This window comes from Peribacillus sp. FW305-BF15 (assembly GCF_058783805.1).
In genome coordinates, this window is the sequence record NZ_JBYSYV010000015.1 from 120,492 (window position 1) to 140,073 (window position 19,582).

Here is a 19,582-nt window from a genome sequence, read left to right on the forward strand (position 1 = left end):
AGATTGGATATCCAAGAGCGATTATCATTTTTTGCAGCATTGTACAGAGTGGATGAAAATCCTGAAGCAGGAATGTGGTATTTATATTTGACGGTCTTTGGATTATGCATCCTTGTCTATCAGTTAGGTTTTGCCAAAAAGTTACCATTGCTAAAAAATGTGGTCATTTATGTGGTAATGGCACTTGGATGTACCCTTCTTTCTTTCTTTGCGGTATTTCTCCCTATGGGGGAGGCATTAGTCATCGCTTCGCTTGTTCTGGGGATTTATAGGATCCGTCTTCATAATTCGAGAAAAGAAGAACAGGCTTAAGATGATGAAATCATTACAGGATGCTTTATACAATTGGTTGACGATCAAAGTTGTTTGTGATGCAAGGCCTGATGATTCAGCTGCACGCGATACAGAAATGTTTTTCATGCAGATGCTGAAAGACGATCATCAGGTGATAATCGATTCGGTTACAAAAACAGAACCTTTTTATTTCGTCGAGTACCTTTTGGGAGACGAAATAAAAAAGCAGCGTTATCCGATTGAATTGATTGATATCATGTTAGACCAAATTCAGTTAGAGCCAGAAAAGTATAAAAATATCGAGTAATGATAAAAAGAACCGTGCGATTTACGCACGGTTCTTTTTATATTGCTTTAGGGAGGGAAAGTCCATAAAAAAGATGTAAGATTGTCCACAAAAAGAAAGCTGTCAAATCAGAAGGAAGTACAACTTCTGTTTTTGACAGCGCCGATAATGGGAAGTAAAGCATGATGGCTGGAATGATCGTGATAAAAGCAAGTGCGTATTTGTTCCATTTCCTGAAAACTTTCAAAGGATGTAGAAAATAAACGTAACTATACGTAATTGCCAGTGAGAAAAGGAGGTGGAAAAAGAATAATGATTCCTCACTCCAGGAAACCGCTCCCATTAGGGGGAGGAAATCCACATTCAATAAAAGCTTATACACTTGTTTACCGGATAGCATTTCGACCCACTTCATTATCCATCCAAGCAGAAGTCCATTGATCAGGCCAATCAGAGTAACTTTATGAAATGTTCTACCACTCATCTTCATTTTTGATCGTCCGATAAAGACGGAAGTTACCGGTAGCAATCCGCTCGTTCGTACGCTCTTCTATGCGTTGGTTGCATGTATTGCACATATAGGTATGTATAGGACGGTTTCGAAGTTTCTTCGCTTCTGGGCTATCGTCAGGTATAGATTCAATTTGATCGCATATTACACATTTAACCTTCATATTAGTTGAACCTCACTTCAATTTGAATATGCTTTTAAGTATACCAATATTTTTATGGTAAAACGAGGATAAAGTGAAACTATCAGTTGAACGTTGATTGTTGGATATGAAAAAGACCCGAAGATTCATTTCGGGTCGGGTAATATCAATCTTTAAAATGATTGGATTGATCATTTTGCTCTTTATCGAGTTCTTTTCTTTCCGTATCATCATCAAGTTTATTTTTTTCCTTTTCGATGTTCTTAGATGGCGTTGGGGTTAAAATATCACCAGGAACCTCCGGGATGACTCGGCTTGTGATGTCAGCGAGTTCATTTAGTATCCCGGTTACCGGTTTGCCGTCTTTAATATCTTTGGCTACCTCCCTGATCCGCTCATTTAAATCCGGGTCAGCGACGATGATGGCATTAGCACCGTCAGGATCATGTTTTAAAGTTTCTCCGACTGAGTACTTTATCGTTCCAACCTGTGAACGCTCAATATCTTGGTCGATATCTATTCCGACGATGGCGAATTTGCCAAGTACAACTGCGGTGGCATCGTTCACCTCTGGAATGGACTTAGCCAAACCGGTAAGTCTTTCCGCAGTTTGCTGACCTGTATTCCTGTCTGTTTCCTTAATGGTCGTATTATTGACTTTCGTTATATTGTTTTGCGCATTATTTTCAGACACTTCATTTTTATTATCCGTTGCGCAACCTGACATCAACAGAACAGCAGCGAGCGACAATATGATTTTTTGCAATGTACAACCTCCTTAAATGTTCTTTGGTTCCAGCCTGTCCGCCACCGACCAAGTCTGTTGTCATTATTACATGCAGTGAAACAGGGTGTAATCAATGTTGGGGATGGCATTCTTTGCTGGAAGTTTTCTTTATAGTCTGTAAATGTTCTTCTATCTTTATGCAAAGGAACATATATTTTATCAACAGTCTCGTCCGCTACATAACTGCTGAGTGTAGTAAATGGTAAGACATATCCTATAGAGCAGGCAGGAGGCGTCATATTGGGGAAAAAAATCTATGTTTTAGATACGAATGTCCTGTTGCAGGATCCGTATTCGATTTATTCATTCGAAGATAATGAAGTTGTCATTCCAGCAGTCGTATTAGAAGAATTGGATTCAAAAAAAAGGTATATGGATGAAATCGGAAGGAATGCCAGGCAAGTATCGAAATTGATCGATAGTTTTCGTGAAAAAGGAAAGCTGCATCAGAGCATTCCGCTTCATAATGGAGGCAGCATAAGGATTGAACTCAACCACCGTTCATTTCACAAACTTCAGGAAATTTTTGTTGAGAAAACGAATGATAACAGGATATTGGCAGTCGCGAAAAATTTATCTTTGGAAGAAGAGACGAAGGAAGATGGAAAAACGGTCATTCTGGTTAGCAAAGATACTCTCGTCAGGGTTAAAGCTGACGCCATCGGTCTAGAGGCAGAGGATTTTTTAAATGATCGCGTTGTAGAACTGGATCATATATACGCTGGGCACAAAGAAGTGTATGTATCGATTGATAACCTGAATAAGTTTTATGAAAAAAGCTTTCTTTCACTGGAAGAACTGACAAAAGATGCATATTACCCAAATCAATTCCTATTGATGAAGGACACGCTGGGCAGTTCAGCTTCGGCGATCGGGATAGTGGATGAGAACTGCAGGCTAGTCAAGAAACTGATGTATGAAGGGGAGCATATTTGGGGAATTAAACCGAGAAATGTCCAGCAGACCATGGCCCTTGATTTGTTGCTTCGTTCGGATATCCAGCTTGTGACGCTCATTGGTAAGGCGGGGACAGGCAAGACTTTATTGGCATTGGCAACAGGATTGATGCAAACTGAAGATCTGTCACAATATAAGAAACTTTTGGTTGCCAGGCCCATTGTTCCGGTCGGTAAAGATATTGGTTATCTGCCTGGGGAAAAAGAAGAAAAATTAAGACCATGGATGCAGCCTATTTTTGATAATCTCCAATTTCTGTTCAATACGAAAAAACCTGGGGAATTGGATGCGATTTTAGCAGGAATGAGTTCGATCGAAGTTGAAGCCCTCACCTATATCAGGGGAAGGAGCATACCGGATCAGTTCATTATCATCGATGAAGCGCAGAACTTAACGAAACATGAGGTCAAGACAATCTTGACGAGGGTCGGGGAACGGAGCAAAATTGTCTTGATGGGGGACCCGGAGCAAATAGATCATCCTTATTTAGACGAATATAATAATGGTTTGACCTATGTTGTGGAAAAATTCAAGACCGAGCGTATAGCCGGCCATGTTAAATTGATAAAAGGTGAAAGATCGGGATTGGCACAACTGGCAGCTACACTTTTATAATGCAATCGGCAAGGGGTTTCCCTTGCCGATTGCCAAAGTTTTGGCAAGGATGAACGAAGTCTTATTTAACGGTGAAAGACCGTACATTTTTTATCGGATCATTGATGTTGGAAGCGTCTCCGAAATAAATTTCCAGAGGGCCGCCTTCGGATATTTTAAGCGGCTTTCCATCCTTGGAAAAGCCCAGGAAAAATTCAAGTGCCGTTGCCAACGGGAATGTAAGTTCCTCATCATCGGTTGTAACGATGACTTCGGTCACCCCATTTTCAGGTTCGGCATTTTTTAAAAACGGTTCAAAAGGGATGCCGAAAGTCCCTTCCAGCAATCTTTGCTTCTCGAACTTTCGTTCCGTTTTTATTGTGGGTGGCATTATTGCTCCTTCCTGTATTTCTTTTTGCCAATGTTTGGAGGCGGCAATCGTATATTCTTCTAATTCATTGACTTGGACTCTTTCAGCGTGGAAATATGTATCGATTTCAACTTTACGGTCATCAAAAATCCATACTCCAGGATCTAGCGTAATTGGATATTTCACTTTTCCATTTATAAATACGATGGGTTCCAAATATCTCATTCCTTTCTGTTGCTCTTTAATGATTATAATCAATTATAATAGAAATGTCACATCTTCAAGATGGTGAATAAATTCCATGGCTGGGTATATCCATTTGAGAGGTGATCGTGATATTTCAATGGCAAATTGTTCGTCAATGTCCTTGCTTTTTCACAAAACTAAAGGTAGAATTTAGAGATAAGATTTAATCGCTCTGAGCGGGGGGATTTAACATGGCATCTGATATGCTTGTCAATCATCGAGAAAAAGCTTATGCTTTATTAAAAGCAGATGCTGACAAGATTCTAAAACTGATTAAAGTTCAAATGGAAAATCTCACTATGCCTCAATGTCCTTTATATGAAGAGGTACTTGATACGCAAATGTTCGGCCTATCACGAGAAATTGATTTTGCCGTACGCTTAGGTTTGGTAGAGGAGACCGAGGGTAAATCCCTTTTGGAAACCCTTGAACAGGAATTGTCAGTTTTGCATGAAGCATCGTTAAAAAAATAATAGATAAAACATACTAACTCAAACAAATCTCGATGATTGTTTGAGTTTTTTATTTATATACACAATTAATGAATAATGTTATACTATATTTAATAGTGACATACTAATTAGTTCGCGAAGTTCAATTTGAGTTATCTTATTCTTTTGAATTCTTTCTAAGTTCAATGGTCATCTTCCGATTTTAAAATATTCCCTGTGGGATTTTCCGGTCATATGGCTTTGATCAATAATGGATCGATAGTAGGGGAGTCAGATCTAATTCCCTGTTTTTTTATACGAATATATGTAATTTTTTATTTTTTTATTGTATTCAGTTAATTTTAGTATTATTGTTATATTAATTGAATGTTAAATCAAATTGATAATATATTATTATAGCTAAATTTTAATTTGTTAATGATATATGGCTCTTTTTTTGTCTTTATCGGATGTGAAAAACGAAAATATAAAATATATCGAAATAATTACATCAGCGATAAAATGAGCCTAAACAGATTGGACTCCTTATTTGGGAAATCAATTCATGAATAAAAAGTGGTGGAAATCTTTCACGCTTTTTTTCTATATATTCAATAAAAATACATATTGATTAGGGTGGTAGCAATGGGGAAACGTATAGAAAAAGTACTTGCGGCAAATCGCGGGGAAATAGCGATAAGGATTTTTCGGGCTTGTACGGAATTAGACATTCACACAGTTGCAATCTATTCAAAGGAAGATTATGGTTCTTATCACAGATATAAAGCGGATGAGGCATATTTGGTCGGGGAAGGCAAAAAGCCGATTGATGCATACCTGGATATTGAAGGCATAATTGCGATTGCCAAAATGAGTGGCGTCGATGCGATTCATCCCGGTTATGGTTTCCTTTCAGAAAATATTGAATTTGCGAAACGTTGTGAGGAAGAGGGCATAATCTTCATCGGACCAGAATCAAGACACCTAGATATGTTTGGTGACAAAGTAAAAGCCAGAACACAAGCTGAACTGGCGGATATTCCGGTTATCCCTGGTAGCGATGGACCGGTGACCAGTGTTGAAGAAGTCAAGGAATTTGGTGAACGATACGGTTTTCCAATTATTATAAAAGCCTCATTAGGCGGCGGCGGACGCGGAATGCGAATTGTCGGAAAAATCGAAGAAGTTGAAGAGGCTTATGATCGCGCAAAATCAGAAGCTAAAGCAGCTTTTGGTAATGATGAAGTCTATGTAGAGAGATTCATACAAAATCCGAAGCATATCGAAGTTCAGATTTTGGCTGATACTCATGGGAATATCGTCCATTTATATGAGCGTGACTGTTCCGTTCAGAGACGGCATCAAAAAGTTGTGGAAGTGGCACCTTCCGTTTCCCTTTCCGAAGATTTAAGGGAAAGGATTTGTGAAGCAGCCGTCAAGTTGGCTAAAAATATTGATTATGTAAACGCTGGTACGGTCGAGTTCCTTGTCGCAAATGGCGAGTTTTACTTTATTGAAGTCAATCCACGGGTACAGGTTGAGCATACGATCACTGAAATGATTACGGGCATTGATATCGTCCAATCTCAAATCATGGTGGCTGAAGGGCATGAGCTCCATGGCAAGAAGATCGGGATTCCTGAACAAGCAGGAATTAAAACTCATGGATATGCGATTCAATCAAGGGTGACGACCGAAGATCCATTGAATAATTTCATGCCTGATACCGGGAAAATGATGGTGTACCGTTCCGGTGGGGGATTCGGTGTCCGCCTGGACGCAGGGAATGGGTTCCAAGGTGCGGTCATCACACCATATTATGATTCCCTTCTCGTTAAACTTTCTACTCATGCGCTTACATTTGAGCAGGCAGCTTCCAAAATGGTTCGTAACCTTAAGGAGTTCAGGATTCGTGGTATTAAAACAAATATCCCCTTCCTTGAAAATGTTGTAAAACATGAAAAATTCATAAATGGGGAATATGATACATCATTCATTGATTCAACACCGGAATTATTTAGCTTCCCAATTAGAAAAGACCGTGGGACAAAAATGCTTTCATATATCGGAAATGTGACCGTGAATGGATTCCCGGGAGTCGAGAAAAAGAAAAAACCTGTTTTTGATCCAGCACCGATTCCTAATGTTGGTGGCTTGCCGCTTATCTCGGGTACAAAAAATATACTTGAAGAGCAAGGAGCAGAGGGACTGGTCAATTGGATCAAAGAACAGAAAGAGGTATTGATCACTGATACGACTTTCCGTGATGCACATCAATCTTTATTGGCGACGAGAATCAGGTCGAAAGATATCCTTGATATCGCAGAACCTACAGCAAAACTGCTTCCTGATTTATTTTCAATGGAAATGTGGGGCGGGGCAACTTTCGATGTCGCCTATCGTTTCTTGAAAGAAGATCCGTGGGACAGGCTGTTAAGTTTCAGGAAAAAAGCACCGAATGTCCTATTACAAATGCTTTTAAGGGCTTCAAACGCAGTTGGTTATAAAAATTATCCTGATAATGTCATTCGTGAATTCGTAGAGAAATCAGCGGATGCAGGCGTTGATGTTTTCCGTATCTTCGATAGTTTAAACTGGGTTAAAGGGATGGAATTGGCTATTGATGCAGTCCGTCAATCCGGCAAAATTGCAGAAGCTGCCATTTGTTATACAGGGGACTTGAATGATCCAACACGCAGCAAGTATAATATCGACTACTATAAAAATATGGCGGTGGAATTGGAACAAGCTGGTGCCCATATTTTAGCAATCAAGGATATGGCCGGGCTCTTGAAGCCTGATGCTGCTTACCGCCTTGTCTCGGAACTGAAAGAATCGACATCCCTTCCGATTCATCTGCATACTCATGATACAAGCGGAAATGGCATTTACATGTATTCTAAAGCGATTGAAGCCGGTGTGGATATCGTTGATACGGCGATTGGTTCTTTAGCTGGACTGACTTCTCAGCCAAGTGTACAAACACTTCATTATGCATTGGAGGGTTCAAGCAGACAGCCTAAGTTGGAAGTCGATTCTCTAGAGCGTTTAGGAGAATACTGGGGTGAGGTCAGGAAATTCTATCATGACTTCGAAAGCGGAATGAATGCACCTCATACCGAGGTTTACAAACACGAAATGCCGGGCGGTCAATATAGTAATCTGCAGCAGCAAGCCAAAGCAGTTGGGCTGGGAGACCGCTGGCATGAAGTGAAAGAGATGTATCAGCGCGTCAATGTAATGTTCGGTGATATCGTTAAAGTGACTCCGTCATCCAAAGTTGTTGGGGACATGGCTTTATTCATGGTACAAAATAACCTGTCTGAAGAGGATGTTCTGACAAAAGGTAAATCCATCGATTTCCCTGATTCAGTCATAGAGTTATTCGAAGGCTATCTAGGTCAGCCAGTTGGGGGATTCCCTAAAGAGCTTCAGGAAGTTATCCTGAAAGGGAAGAAACCTATAACAGTAAGACCGGGTGAGTTATTGGAAGAAGTGGACTTTGCAGCACTTAAAGAAGAATTATTCAAGGAATTGGGACGGGCAGTCACTGATTTCGATGTGCTTGCATATGCCCTATATCCAAAAGTATTCCTGGACTACAATAAAACGATTGAGCTGTTTGGAGATGTTTCCAACCTCGATACCGCGACTTTCTTATATGGTATGAGGCTAGGGGAAGAAATCGAAGTTGAAATCGAAAAGGGTAAAACGCTTATCGTAAAATTGGTTTCAATCGGCCAGCCATTGGCTGATGGAACACGGGTTGTGTATTTTGAGTTGAATGGTCAATCACGTGAAGTGATCATCAAGGATGAAAACATTAAATCTTCCGTTGTATCAAAAGTAAAAGCTGATCCAAAAAATAAAGAACAAATCGGTGCGACAATGCCAGGTACGGTAATTCGTGTAGTGGTCGAGAAAGGAGATCAGGTCAAGCAGGGTGATCACCTGATCATTACGGAAGCGATGAAAATGGAAACCACCGTGCAAGCACCATTCTCCGGGACCATCAAAGATATTTATGTAAAAGATGGAGAAGCGATCAGTACTGGGGACTTATTGATTGAAATAACTAAGTAATATCGCTGACTGTGACCTTCTGAATGATTTAGGGTATATGGGGTATGCTTGAGGTTTCAAGCTGCCCTACACCCTCATTCAAGGCAATCCACGGTATCTTAAGACAAAACAAGAACCACCATTCCCCAGGGAATGGTGGTTCTTGTTTTGTCTTATTATATTATTGATTGAACAATCAGAAATTAACGGGCGGGTACTGTTGGTGTTATGTCCTTTTCATCCTGTCCTTTGACTGTGTGCGTGGAGTTTCTTTTTTGCTTGGCCAGTGCATTTTTTTTGCTTCTTGATGTCAATAGCATCAAATAGCTCATTATACCAAAAAAGCAGGCAATGAATAATGCGTGTGTCAATGCGATATATAAGTTTTGCCTTGAGAAAATGATGAAGGCTCCAGCGGTAACCTGTAAAAATACGAGAATGAATGCAGCCATCCAACCGCCATATAACACTTTTTGATTTTTGTAATGTTTTTTTGCGATATAAGCCACATATGATACCCAAATGAAAATGGCGCCTGCGATTGCACGGTGTCCCATCTGTATCCATTCATAAAGGTTAGAGGGGAGTGCAAGGCTGTCATTTACACATAAAGGCCAATCCTTACAGATAAGACTTGATTCTGTATGCCTTACAAGAGCACCTGTATATACGACTACGAGACAAAAAATCAATACGCCAATGATATGGAATTTCATACGTTTGTCAACTATAAGTTTTTCGGCTTCAAACTTCTTGTCTACTTCAAAAATCAACAATGTCAGTAAAAAGACGGCAGCAAAGGAAATGAGCGATATGCCGAAATGAAGGGCAAGGACAAAATCGGATTGTGACCAAATGACGGCAGCGGCCCCGATTAACCCTTGTAGTAACAGAAAACCAAAAGAAAGGACGGATAAGAAACGTGCTTCACGGATATGGCCGATTTTTTTCCAAGACATATACGATAAAATTAAAACCAAGAATCCTCCAGCACCTGAAACGAGACGATGGGAAAGTTCAATGACCAATTCAATCGTGATTTTGTCCGGGATCAATTGGCCATTGCACAATGGCCAGGACCTGCCGCATCCCATGCCGGAATCCGTCTTCGTGACTAAAGCGCCGCCAAGTAAGATGAAAAGCATTACAATCGTTGTTAAAACAGCAAACCATTTAAGAGACGATTTCACTAGTAGTCCCACCTTTTTCTCTGTAGCAAATTAGGATTGTTCCATAAAATTAATAATAGCATAAGATTTTTCATAATATTTGTCGAACTTCCTCGATATTACACAAAATAGAATGATTTTACAAGTTCAGTTAATATTATAACTATTAATTAAAATGCCTGAAATAGTTGAAAGTTACAAAAGACTTTGATAGAAATAAAGGGAGTGTAAACCTACAAGTAGGAGCAAAATAGGGAATAAGCCTAGGGGATGATGATAAAAGCATACTATTCATGTTCTTGATGAACATCTTACAAGAGCAGTAAATTATTGAGACACAAATTGGTCAAAAATATCCGAAAAATTTTCACAAAAGCTTCCAAAAATGTGTTTTAATATATTGAAGAAATGATTTTACTAAATTTTACTGTTGTTAAGCATGATATTAAGAATGATAGCTCTCGATGGATTCCATTGACGACAGTCATTGGTAAATAATTTACTTTTTGTTTACGCTTCCTTGGTTACAAATATCAAAAAGTATGAAATAATGTTCTATAGCATATGTAAGTATTTTTTTGCATTTGCGTCTGTGCTGAATGATTTAAAGGAGGAAAACAAATGTCAGAAACAAGGGGTTTGTCAGAAGCTGTCATGGAGGACAGTAAAGCCGCCCTTCAATCGGATATACCTGAAACAACAGCTTGGAAGGATTTTCTCGCACTTATAAAAGTGGGGATCGTCAATTCAAATATAATTACAGCTTTTACCGGCGTGTGGTTAGCTCTTCATTTTTCGGGGCTTAGCTTCTTAAGCAATCTAGATGTAGTGTTTTATACACTTGCTGGTTCGGCGCTCATAATGGCGGGATCTTGCAGTTTCAATAATTATTATGACCGTGATATCGATCATTTAATGGAAAGAACGAAAAACCGTCCAACGGTAACCGGGAAAGTACAGCCTTCAAAGGTATTGGCGTTAAGTTTCGGCTTAATTGCTGCAGGGCTGATTTTACTTGCATTGACTAATATGACAACTGCCATACTTGGAGCATTCGGCGTCTTCGCCTATGTTGTTTTATATACTATGGTTTTCAAACGTAGATTTGTCTCGAATACGATAATAGGCAGTATATCCGGAGCGGTGCCTCCGCTTATCGGGTGGGCTGCGGTCGACCCGGGCCTTGATAAGATCGCCTGGGTCCTGTTCGCGATCATGTTCTTGTGGCAGCCTCCTCATTTTTATGCACTTGCAATGAGGCGTGTCGAAGAATATCGTGCAGCTAGAGTACCTATGCTTCCGGTCGTAAAAGGGTTCAAGGCTGCAAAAAGATCGATTATGCTGTGGATCATCTGTTTAATGTTCATTCCTTTCTTTTTAACTCCATTAGGAACACCGCTAGTTATTCTTGCTGCATTATTGAGCACAGGCTGGCTTATTTTGGGGATTAAGGGGTATAAAAAGAAAGACGATGTTAAATGGGCAACATCCATGTTTGTATATTCTCTAAATTATATGACCATTTTATTTGTAGCGATGGTTATTGTCACACTGATCTAGTTTTGGTTTAAATAAACTGGCGGCCTGTTCTTTTACAGGCCTCCAGTTTACTGATAAATAAAGCACTGACCGCCATTCATACATATTAACGGAACCAACAGGGGCATACATAAGAGCGGTTACATGAATCAACTTAATAATTCCTTAGATTAGGGATTCTTTCTTTTTAGAAATTGACATAGAGAGAATATTCGCAATTGCGCCCATTTTTATTTTTGTGAGAAAATTTTGACGAAAGAGGGGTTTCTGAAGCTATGAAAAAAAGGCTGCACAAATGGCGCCTAATTGCTCTGCTGGGAATTGTAGGACTTGTCCTTTCGGGCTGCGGCGAACCATTTCTATCCGCACTGAAGCCAGCTGGCGATGTTGCGCAATCTCAGTATGACTTACTGATATTGAGTACACTAATCATGGTACTGGTTATTATTGTTGTGATTATTTTGTTTGTTGTAGTTATACTACGCTTCCGTCGGAAGGAAGGCGACGAAACAATACCGAAACAAATTGAAGGAAGTCATAAACTCGAAATTATCTGGACTGTTATTCCTATCCTTCTTTTAATTGTTCTGGCTGTTCCAACCGTCGTCACGACTTTTGACTTAGCCGACACAAAGGCAATGGATAAGAAAGATAAGGATGGAAAGACGAAGGATGCACTTGTCGTGAATGTTAGGGCAAACCTTTATTGGTGGGAGTTTGAATATCCAGACCTTGGCGTCGTAACAAGTCAGGATTTGGTTGTGCCGACAGATCGAAAAGTGTACTTCAATCTAACTGCTTCAGATGTTAAGCACTCATTCTGGGTACCGTCTGTCGGAGGGAAGATGGATACAAATACAGAAGGGGTCAATCAGTTTTTCTTAGAATTCGATGGTGAAAAGGCAGAAGATTCGAACAACTTATTCTACGGAAAATGTGCTGAGCTTTGCGGTCCTTCACATGCTTTGATGGATTTTAAGGTCATAACGAAGTCTAAAAGTGATTTTGAAGCATGGACTAAAGATATGAAAGCCTCGAAGGAACCTGTCGTTGAAGGCGATCTGGCCAAACAGGGTGAAGATGTCTTTAATCAAAGTTGTATAGGCTGCCATGCGGTGACGCCGAATGACAGCAGGCCTGAAGCTGCTCGTCAGGCTCCGAATCTGGCTACATTCGGTGAGCGTGAAAAAGTTGCTGGCGTATTGGATCATACGGAAGAGAATGTGAAGAAATGGATCAAGGATCCTGAGAAGTATAAACCGGGCAACACGATGACCGGTACTTACGGTGAACTTTCGGATTCAGATATTAATGCACTGGCAGCTTATCTATTAGAGCTTAAGGTGGAAGACAAATAGAACATTGATTAAGGAGGTTAAATCGTGAGTACCTACGCTAATAAAAAAGGATTTGGCGCTACGCTTTGGGATTATCTGACGACGGTAGACCATAAGAAAATCGCCATTCTATATCTTATCTCTGGCGGGTTATTCTTTGTAATCGGCGGTTTGGAAGCGATGTTTATCCGTATCCAGCTTGCAATCCCAAATAATGACTTCGTTAGTGCCGGATTTTATAATGAAATTTTGACCATGCACGGTACGACAATGATATTCCTGGCGGCAATGCCATTGGTATTTGCTGTTATGAATGCGGTTGTGCCATTACAGATAGGGGCACGTGATGTTGCGTTCCCATTTTTGAACTCATTAGGTTTTTGGCTGTTTTTCTTTGGGGGAGTCTTTTTAAATCTTTCCTGGTTTTTAGGGGGGGCTCCCGATGCAGGCTGGACATCGTATGCATCACTATCCCTTCACTCCGAAGGCCATGGCATTGATTTTTACGTCCTTGGACTACAAATATCAGGTTTTGGAACACTAATGGCAGGAATCAATTTCCTAGTAACCATCATTAATATGCGTGCGCCAGGTATGACATATATGCGTATGCCGCTGTTTACCTGGTCAACTTTCGTTGTTTCTGCATTGATATTATTCGCTTTTCCTCCGCTTACCGTGGGATTGGTGTTAATGATGTTCGATCGGATGTTTGGTGCAAATTTCTTTGATGTAGCGGCAGGGGGAAATACGATCATTTGGGAGCATTTATTCTGGATATTCGGTCACCCGGAAGTATATATCCTGATTCTTCCAGCGTTCGGTATTTTTTCTGAAATTTTCGCTACCTTCTCCAGAAAAAGATTGTTTGGTTATTCATCGATGGTATTTGCAACCGTTTTAATCGGTTTCTTAGGTTTCATGGTTTGGGCGCACCATATGTTTACCACTGGACTAGGTCCGATCGCAAATGCAATCTTTGCCGTGGCGACCATGGCTATCGCTGTACCGACAGGTATAAAGATATTCAACTGGATTTTTACGATGTGGGGAGGAAGCGTCAAGTTCACGGTTCCGATGCTTTATGCAGTTGCCTTTATTCCTACATTTACAATGGGCGGCGTGACTGGTATCATGCTCGCATCTGCACCTGCTGATTATCAATACCATGATAGTTATTTCGTTGTTGCCCATTTCCACTATGTAATCGTCGGTGGGGTTGTATTAGGTTTATTGGCAGGGATCAATTTCTATTGGCCGAAGATGTTTGGAACAATGTTAAGCGAAAAATTGGGGCAAATCACATTTTGGACGTTCTTGATCGGTTTCCATTTAACATTCTTCATTCAACATTTCTTAGGTTTGATGGGGATGCCTCGTCGCGTATTTACATTCTTGGACAATCAAGGCTTTAATACAGGTAATATGATTAGTACTGTGGGAGCCTTTTTGATGGCATTTGGTGTCTTGGTTATGGTCATCAATATCATCATTACATCTGTGAAGAATGAAAAGGTCGGCAATGATCCTTGGGGAGATGGCCGTACGCTAGAATGGGCCATTCCATCACCACCGCCTTTTTATAATTTTAAACAACTGCCGTTAGTCCGCGGATTAGATCCTTACTGGGTTGAAAAAATGGAAGGGAAAAAGGAAATGACTCCTGCAGAACCACTTGGGGATATCCATATGCCAAATTCATCTATTCTTCCATTAACGATTGCTTCAGGTTTATTTATCGCTGCATTCGGTGCTTTATACCATATGGATGATAAGACATGGACCCTCCCTATAATTATAGTAGGACTTTTGGTGACATTTGGTTCAATGTTTATTCGTTCAGTTAAAGACGATCATGGATACCATATTCATAAAGCAGACCTTATGGACGATAAAGACAAGGGAGGTAAGGCATAATGCAAACAGATGAAAGATTCACGGATGCCACTTGGCCTGCTTCTCCCGAGAAAGCGACTTTAGAAGGTAAAAATAAGTATTTAGGTTTCTGGTTGTTTCTTGGTGGAGAGACTGTTTTATTCGCCTCACTATTTGCAACTTACCTAGCATTGAAGGATAAAGTTCCAAATGGTGATGCAGCCTTAGCTAAAGATTTATTCGAATTACCACTTACTTTTGTAGCAACCATGCTGTTACTGACCAGTTCATTGACCAGTGTGTATGCAATGTACCATATGAAAAATAACCACTTTAAACAAATGCAAGCTTGGCTTGTGATTACGGTTGCACTTGGTTTTGGTTTTCTTGGACTCGAGATTTATGAATTTAATCACTATGTTCATGAATTCCATCATACCTTTACGAGCAGTGCCTTCGGCTCCGCGTTTTATACGTTAGTTGGTTTTCATGGAGGACACGTTGCTTTCGGTTTGGTTTGGATAATATCTCTTATGGTTCGTAATGCAGGAAGGGGCTTGAATTTGTATAACGCTCCTAAATTTTTTGTTGCAAGTCTATATTGGCATTTCATTGACGTAGTCTGGGTATTTATCTTTACTGTCGTATACTTAATGGGAATGGTGGGATAACTGATGGCGAATGAACAATCAAATTCAGCGAACCCGAATGTCGATTTAAAATATCGCCGTAAGAAAAATGCTGAAGAGATGAAACACCAAGTAATATCATTTACACTAATGATTTTCTTTACATTACTTGCTTTTGCTGCAGTTGGAATAGAGGGTTTTTCACATTGGTTCATTAAACCGGTCATTTTGCTGCTGGCAGTTGTACAAGTGATTTTCCAATTGTATTATTTCATGCACATGAAGCATAAAGGGCATGGCACCATTGCATTGTTCTTATTTTCCGGCCTTGCAGTGGGCTTGATAACGGTCCTTGTGTTCCTAACGATTGTTTGGATATAAACCATAAAGAAAATCGGCTATTGAATGATAGCCGGTTTTTCTTTATGTGGTGATTCTCATCCAAGTTTATCTATATTTGTTACAATGTTTCATTTTAGGTATAATGGATAGTAAGAAAAAGTTCATGAACGAGGTGATTTTTTTGTCTATTGATATTTTTGGATTTCGCGCTTTGTGGAGTCCTTATTATTTTGCCACCCTCGTACTTATTACAGTTGGCTATTTTTGGCTGGTGACAAAAAAAAGGGGGAAGTTTCCGGGCAGCTCACCGCTTTCCGTCAAACAGGCTACTTATTTTTTGATAGCCATGTTCCTTCTTTATGTGGTAAAAGGATCGCCGCTGGATTTATTGAGCCATATCATGTTCAGTGCCCACATGTTTCAAATGGCACTGCTCTATCTCGTGATTCCGCCATTATTTATCATTGCGATTCCAGATTGGCTTATGAGAACACTCATAAATTCAAGGGGAGTGAAGCCGTTATTTCAGTTTTTCACGAGACCTCTTATCGCCCTTTTATTATTTAACGTTCTTTTCTCGTTGTACCATATCCCGTTAGTATTCGACTTTATCAAAACGGGGATGTGGATTCATGCCGGATACACGGTCCTTTTATTTACGACCGCTGTTTTGATGTGGTTCCCGCTTGTCAATCAACTGCCCGAACGTGAAAGTCTATCAGGTGTGAAAAAAGTAGCTTATATATTCGGCAGTGGCATTCTAATGACCCCTGCCTGTGCTTTAATCATATTTGCTAATGATCCGATGTATGATACATTCACCAATGCGGAATCTTGGGCCAGTGCCATGGAACTTTGCGTTCCGGCTTCCGCACTATCCGGTTTAACGCTCAGTGGTCCGGAAATGTTCAATGGACTGCCATTGCTTGAGGATCAACAGCTTGGCGGGGTTCTGATGAAAGTGATTCAAGAAATCGTATTAGGCTATGTATTGGGTGTCATTTTCTTTGCTTGGTTCAAAAAGGAGAATGGCGGCCAAAATGATATCGATCCTATACCTTCGGATTTTCAGACTGCAGAATAATTGTACGATAAAAGACTTGTCTTGGGGCGGACAAGTCTTTTATCTGACTTTACCTGATTTTCGAATTAAAGCAAATAGCCAGTAATTTGACTTGGGTATTCTATAAAAGTGAGCATTCTGTTAATAATCCTTGATTTTATTGAATTTTATGATTGCCTCTTATAAAATGGTAGTTGATTAATAAATATAGAGAGGACTACATTTCATATGTCTTTACCAATCCTTCCAACGATAAGTACAGCCTTCATTGTATTAAGTGCCATCACTGTTGCAATAGGCTGGTATCAAATTAAACAGCGCAAAATCGAGACCCATAAAAAAACCATGATGGCAGCTGCGGTTTTTGCGGTGATCTTTTTCACTATATATCTTTCTCGGACGGTCTTCATTGGTAGTACGTCGTTTGGCGGACCCGATGACATGAAAATTTATTATACGATTTTTTTGATTTTCCATATAACGCTTGCAACAACTGGAGCAGTTTTGGGGATCATCATGCTTACCACTGGGTTTAAAGGTAAATTCGCCATTCATAAAAAAATCGGGCCGGCGACAAGCATCATTTGGTTTTTCACTGGGATTACTGGAGTAGCTGTTTACATCCTGCTTTATGTGATTTATCATGGCGGCGAAACAACATCTTTAATAAAGGCGATCCTAGGATTTTAAAGTGACAAAAAAGCCTGGTGCAAAAAAAAGCATCAGGCTTTTGTATTGGATACAAAAAAGAGAGCATCACACATGATCCTCTCTCTTTATACCACTTTTCGCTGACGGCTTTTATAGGCCGTTGAATTGTGTAAGTTCTTCTTTGATTTGAGCGAGGATTTTTTCACTTTGTTTAACTAGTGATGCAGGAAAATCCTCCCCTTCACCATATTCAACTCCGTGTGGATAATAATGTTTTCCTAATAGAGGAACCATTAATTTGATGACGGCCCTGTGAGCGCCAACATCGCCCTCTGTAGCATAGCCAAGTATTCTCAGGTAAAACGTGCCTTCTTTTAATTCGAACTTACGATCGTAACTTACTCTTTCGTAATCCCATTGTTCTGCTCGTATTAAACCATATTGCGGCATTAGGTCATCTAATCGGTTTAAGTCGGCTGTGATGTTTTCGATTCCAAAGCTTTCAAATTTCACGAGTAGTACCTCCTATGTTTACTATTGAGAATTAAAATGACATACCGGGAAAATATTATGTACATGAATATATTAAAAATCTCCAAGTATGTTTATAATATACCATTTTATCCTATATTTTATAATAGTACGAAATGGTGGAAGTTGCAATGAACTCAACCATGGTATTTTAATCATTCACAAAAGTTCCATTTTTAAAATAAATTTAATGAAGGGGCAGTCTAACGTAAATTAGAAAAATATGATTGAACAGTGATATAATCAGGAAAGAAAGGTTTTTGCATTGGATACATAAATTAGATAGAGAGAGGGAGTGTTCCTCTGCGCAGTTTAGGTAAGGTGTTGGTGTTAATCATTATTTTTTTCGTAATCGGTATTTATCTTAATATCGGCGATGAAGATGAAGGGAACCCCCTTATTGATGGTAACAAAGGTGTTAACCCCAATGGACATATAAATGAAAGAAGCACTTCCTCTGAAAAGGAAGGGGTTACTGAAGTGACAGAAGGTCTGGGAGTAACGATCGGGAAAAATGCAAAAGAGATAGAAAGGGAATACGGTAAGCCGGATCGAATTGATTTGTCTGCCTATGGATATGAATGGTGGGTTTATAAAAAGGACTATAATAATTATTTCCAATTAGCCGTTGAAAATGAAAAAGTGGTATCTGCTTATGGAATCGGTGATGAGGTCAATGTCGCTCCTTTTAAAATTGGACAATCGATTGATGCCATCTATTCCAGTTTATATGTGGAACCAACTGTTGATATTGAAGTTGGTCACAGTTCCTATCGTTTTGAATTGTCGGAGGAAGATATGAACATGAGGCCGTTAATTGATTTAGGGAATATTAATGTTCAGCTTTATTTGGATAAGTTCACTGGTACTGTTTCAAGCATCCGATTCTTGAATGATTCCGCCCTATTGAAACAAAAGCCGTATGAGTTGACCTATCATGGTGAACTTGTGACAGTTAAGGACCTTTCAGATGAGGACATGGCGAAAGTGGAAGATGGAAATGAGCAGCAAATATTCGATATTACGAATATCATGCGCAGCAGATTTGATTTGAAGCCTTTAGAATGGGATGCCGCTACTGCGGAGGTTGCTTACCTTCATAGCAGGGAAATGAAGGACACCCCTGAAGGAACCCATGTTTCTGAAACAAAGGGGGATTTGGAAAATCGTCTTGATGCAGGTCATGTGAAATACAGGGCGGCAGGTGAAAATATAGCAGCCCATTATGTGGATGCAGCTGCTGTCATGGAAGGTTGGCTAAATAGCAAAGGACATCGGGATGCGATGCTGAACGAGGAATTTACAGGTCTGGGCGTCGGGGTATATAAAAATTATTACACCCAGAATTTCATAAAGAGATAAAATATGGCCCTTTGGGTCCGTTCAGAATGTAGACAAACTTGATAAAAATCGAGTTTGTCTATTTTTATGGCTTGTACAATTTGGACGTTGATTGGAACGTAGGGCACTCGCTTTCCGCGGGCGGTCGGTGAGCCTCCTCGGCTTTCGCCTGCGGGGTCTCCCCTAGACGCGCTTTTCCCGCAGGAGTCTCGTACACCCGCTCCAATCAACTTTGTCTTACCATTTAGATAGAACACTTTTGCCTGGAGTCATTTTTGTTTTAAAAGAGAAGTATTAAAACCTGAGGTGATGAGGATGCTTTCTAAACATGATTCTATTCAGCGAGATCAACTTGAAATGATTGCTTTAGATCAACTGGTGCCGGCGAATCATTTGGTTCGTAAAATGGAGGCTGCCATTGACTT

At 40.0% G+C, this 19,582-nt stretch carries 19 protein-coding genes; 13 read left to right on the forward strand and 6 right to left on the reverse strand.

Annotated elements, in window-relative coordinates; translation table 11 throughout:
* Positions 1-3 precede the first annotated feature (3 nt).
* Positions 4-312, forward strand: a complete 309-nt coding sequence (locus tag AC3WLU_RS17145) for a YlaH-like family protein (RefSeq protein WP_034314008.1) — start codon at positions 4-6, stop codon at positions 310-312.
* 4 nt (positions 313-316) lie between these two features.
* A complete protein-coding gene (locus AC3WLU_RS17150) occupies positions 317-601 on the forward strand; it encodes a hypothetical protein (RefSeq protein ID WP_413000595.1) in 285 nt (94 codons plus the stop codon).
* Between the two features lie 37 nt (positions 602-638).
* On the opposite strand, the gene AC3WLU_RS17155 is transcribed toward AC3WLU_RS17150, so the two are convergent.
* The 3 genes from AC3WLU_RS17155 to AC3WLU_RS17165 all read right to left on the reverse strand — a co-directional run bounded on the left by AC3WLU_RS17155 (position 639) and on the right by AC3WLU_RS17165 (position 1,999).
* Positions 639-1,070, reverse strand: a complete 432-nt coding sequence (locus tag AC3WLU_RS17155) for a hypothetical protein (RefSeq protein WP_052137470.1) — start codon at positions 1,068-1,070, stop codon at positions 639-641.
* Complete coding sequence (locus AC3WLU_RS17160) at positions 1,054-1,254, reverse strand: YlaI family protein (RefSeq protein ID WP_072272690.1); 201 nt, start codon at positions 1,252-1,254, stop codon at positions 1,054-1,056. The genes AC3WLU_RS17155 and AC3WLU_RS17160 overlap by 17 nt, the downstream gene beginning before the upstream one ends.
* Positions 1,255-1,399: 145 nt before the next feature.
* Positions 1,400-1,999 (reverse strand): YhcN/YlaJ family sporulation lipoprotein, encoded by a 600-nt coding sequence (locus tag AC3WLU_RS17165; protein ID WP_082854691.1) that lies wholly within the window; start codon positions 1,997-1,999, stop codon positions 1,400-1,402.
* A 261-nt stretch (positions 2,000-2,260) separates the two neighbouring features.
* Between AC3WLU_RS17165 and AC3WLU_RS17170 the strand changes: the two genes are divergently transcribed.
* Positions 2,261-3,592: a PhoH family protein gene (locus AC3WLU_RS17170; protein WP_034314003.1), complete on the forward strand. Its 1,332-nt coding sequence runs from the start codon at positions 2,261-2,263 to the stop codon at positions 3,590-3,592.
* 61 nt (positions 3,593-3,653) lie between these two features.
* Here AC3WLU_RS17170 and AC3WLU_RS17175 read toward each other — a convergent pair whose 3' ends face one another.
* Positions 3,654-4,157, reverse strand: a complete 504-nt coding sequence (locus AC3WLU_RS17175; RefSeq protein ID WP_034313999.1) for a hypothetical protein — start codon at positions 4,155-4,157, stop codon at positions 3,654-3,656.
* Between the two features lie 221 nt (positions 4,158-4,378).
* Between AC3WLU_RS17175 and AC3WLU_RS17180 the strand changes: the two genes are divergently transcribed.
* Both AC3WLU_RS17180 and pyc read left to right on the forward strand, forming a co-directional pair.
* Entirely contained in the window at positions 4,379-4,660 is a 282-nt protein-coding gene (locus AC3WLU_RS17180; protein ID WP_034313996.1) for an Fpa/YlaN family protein, read from the forward strand.
* Positions 4,661-5,263: 603 nt separating this feature from the next.
* Entirely contained in the window at positions 5,264-8,701 is a 3,438-nt protein-coding gene (pyc, locus tag AC3WLU_RS17185) for a pyruvate carboxylase (protein ID WP_063576930.1), read from the forward strand.
* A gap of 182 nt (positions 8,702-8,883) precedes the next feature.
* Here the strand turns inward: pyc and AC3WLU_RS17190 are convergent, their stop codons facing one another.
* Positions 8,884-9,870 carry a COX15/CtaA family protein gene (locus AC3WLU_RS17190; RefSeq protein WP_063576929.1) on the reverse strand — a complete coding sequence of 329 codons (987 nt, stop codon included), beginning with the start codon at positions 9,868-9,870 and terminating at the stop codon, positions 8,884-8,886.
* A gap of 600 nt (positions 9,871-10,470) precedes the next feature.
* Here AC3WLU_RS17190 and cyoE point away from each other — a divergent pair.
* The 7 genes from cyoE (at position 10,471) to AC3WLU_RS17225 (ending at position 17,324) form a co-directional block, all read left to right on the forward strand.
* Positions 10,471-11,409, forward strand: a complete 939-nt coding sequence (gene cyoE / locus AC3WLU_RS17195; RefSeq protein WP_492597617.1) for a heme o synthase — start codon at positions 10,471-10,473, stop codon at positions 11,407-11,409.
* Positions 11,410-11,663: 254 nt separating this feature from the next.
* Entirely contained in the window at positions 11,664-12,746 is a 1,083-nt protein-coding gene (gene coxB, locus AC3WLU_RS17200; protein ID WP_214768672.1) for a cytochrome c oxidase subunit II, read from the forward strand.
* Positions 12,747-12,770: 24 nt separating this feature from the next.
* Positions 12,771-14,642, forward strand: a complete 1,872-nt coding sequence (gene ctaD, locus AC3WLU_RS17205; protein WP_440438587.1) for a cytochrome c oxidase subunit I — start codon at positions 12,771-12,773, stop codon at positions 14,640-14,642.
* On the forward strand, positions 14,642-15,271 hold the full coding sequence (locus AC3WLU_RS17210) for a cytochrome (ubi)quinol oxidase subunit III (protein ID WP_034313980.1): 630 nt from the start codon (positions 14,642-14,644) through the stop codon (positions 15,269-15,271). Before ctaD ends, AC3WLU_RS17210 begins: the two co-directional genes overlap by 1 nt.
* A gap of 3 nt (positions 15,272-15,274) precedes the next feature.
* Positions 15,275-15,610 carry a cytochrome c oxidase subunit IVB gene (gene ctaF / locus AC3WLU_RS17215; protein ID WP_034313978.1) on the forward strand — a complete coding sequence of 112 codons (336 nt, stop codon included), beginning with the start codon at positions 15,275-15,277 and terminating at the stop codon, positions 15,608-15,610.
* 142 nt (positions 15,611-15,752) lie between these two features.
* Positions 15,753-16,655 carry a cytochrome c oxidase assembly factor CtaG gene (gene ctaG / locus AC3WLU_RS17220; RefSeq protein ID WP_492597618.1) on the forward strand — a complete coding sequence of 301 codons (903 nt, stop codon included), beginning with the start codon at positions 15,753-15,755 and terminating at the stop codon, positions 16,653-16,655.
* A 207-nt stretch (positions 16,656-16,862) separates the two neighbouring features.
* Complete coding sequence (locus AC3WLU_RS17225; protein ID WP_063576927.1) at positions 16,863-17,324, forward strand: DUF420 domain-containing protein; 462 nt, start codon at positions 16,863-16,865, stop codon at positions 17,322-17,324.
* Positions 17,325-17,435: 111 nt separating this feature from the next.
* Here AC3WLU_RS17225 and AC3WLU_RS17230 read toward each other — a convergent pair whose 3' ends face one another.
* A complete protein-coding gene (locus AC3WLU_RS17230) occupies positions 17,436-17,798 on the reverse strand; it encodes a YugN family protein (protein ID WP_034313973.1) in 363 nt (120 codons plus the stop codon).
* Positions 17,799-18,143: 345 nt separating this feature from the next.
* Here AC3WLU_RS17230 and AC3WLU_RS17235 point away from each other — a divergent pair, with 345 nt between their 5' ends.
* Positions 18,144-19,178 carry a CAP domain-containing protein gene (locus AC3WLU_RS17235; protein WP_222620159.1) on the forward strand — a complete coding sequence of 345 codons (1,035 nt, stop codon included), beginning with the start codon at positions 18,144-18,146 and terminating at the stop codon, positions 19,176-19,178.
* Positions 19,179-19,582: the final 404 nt, after the last annotated feature.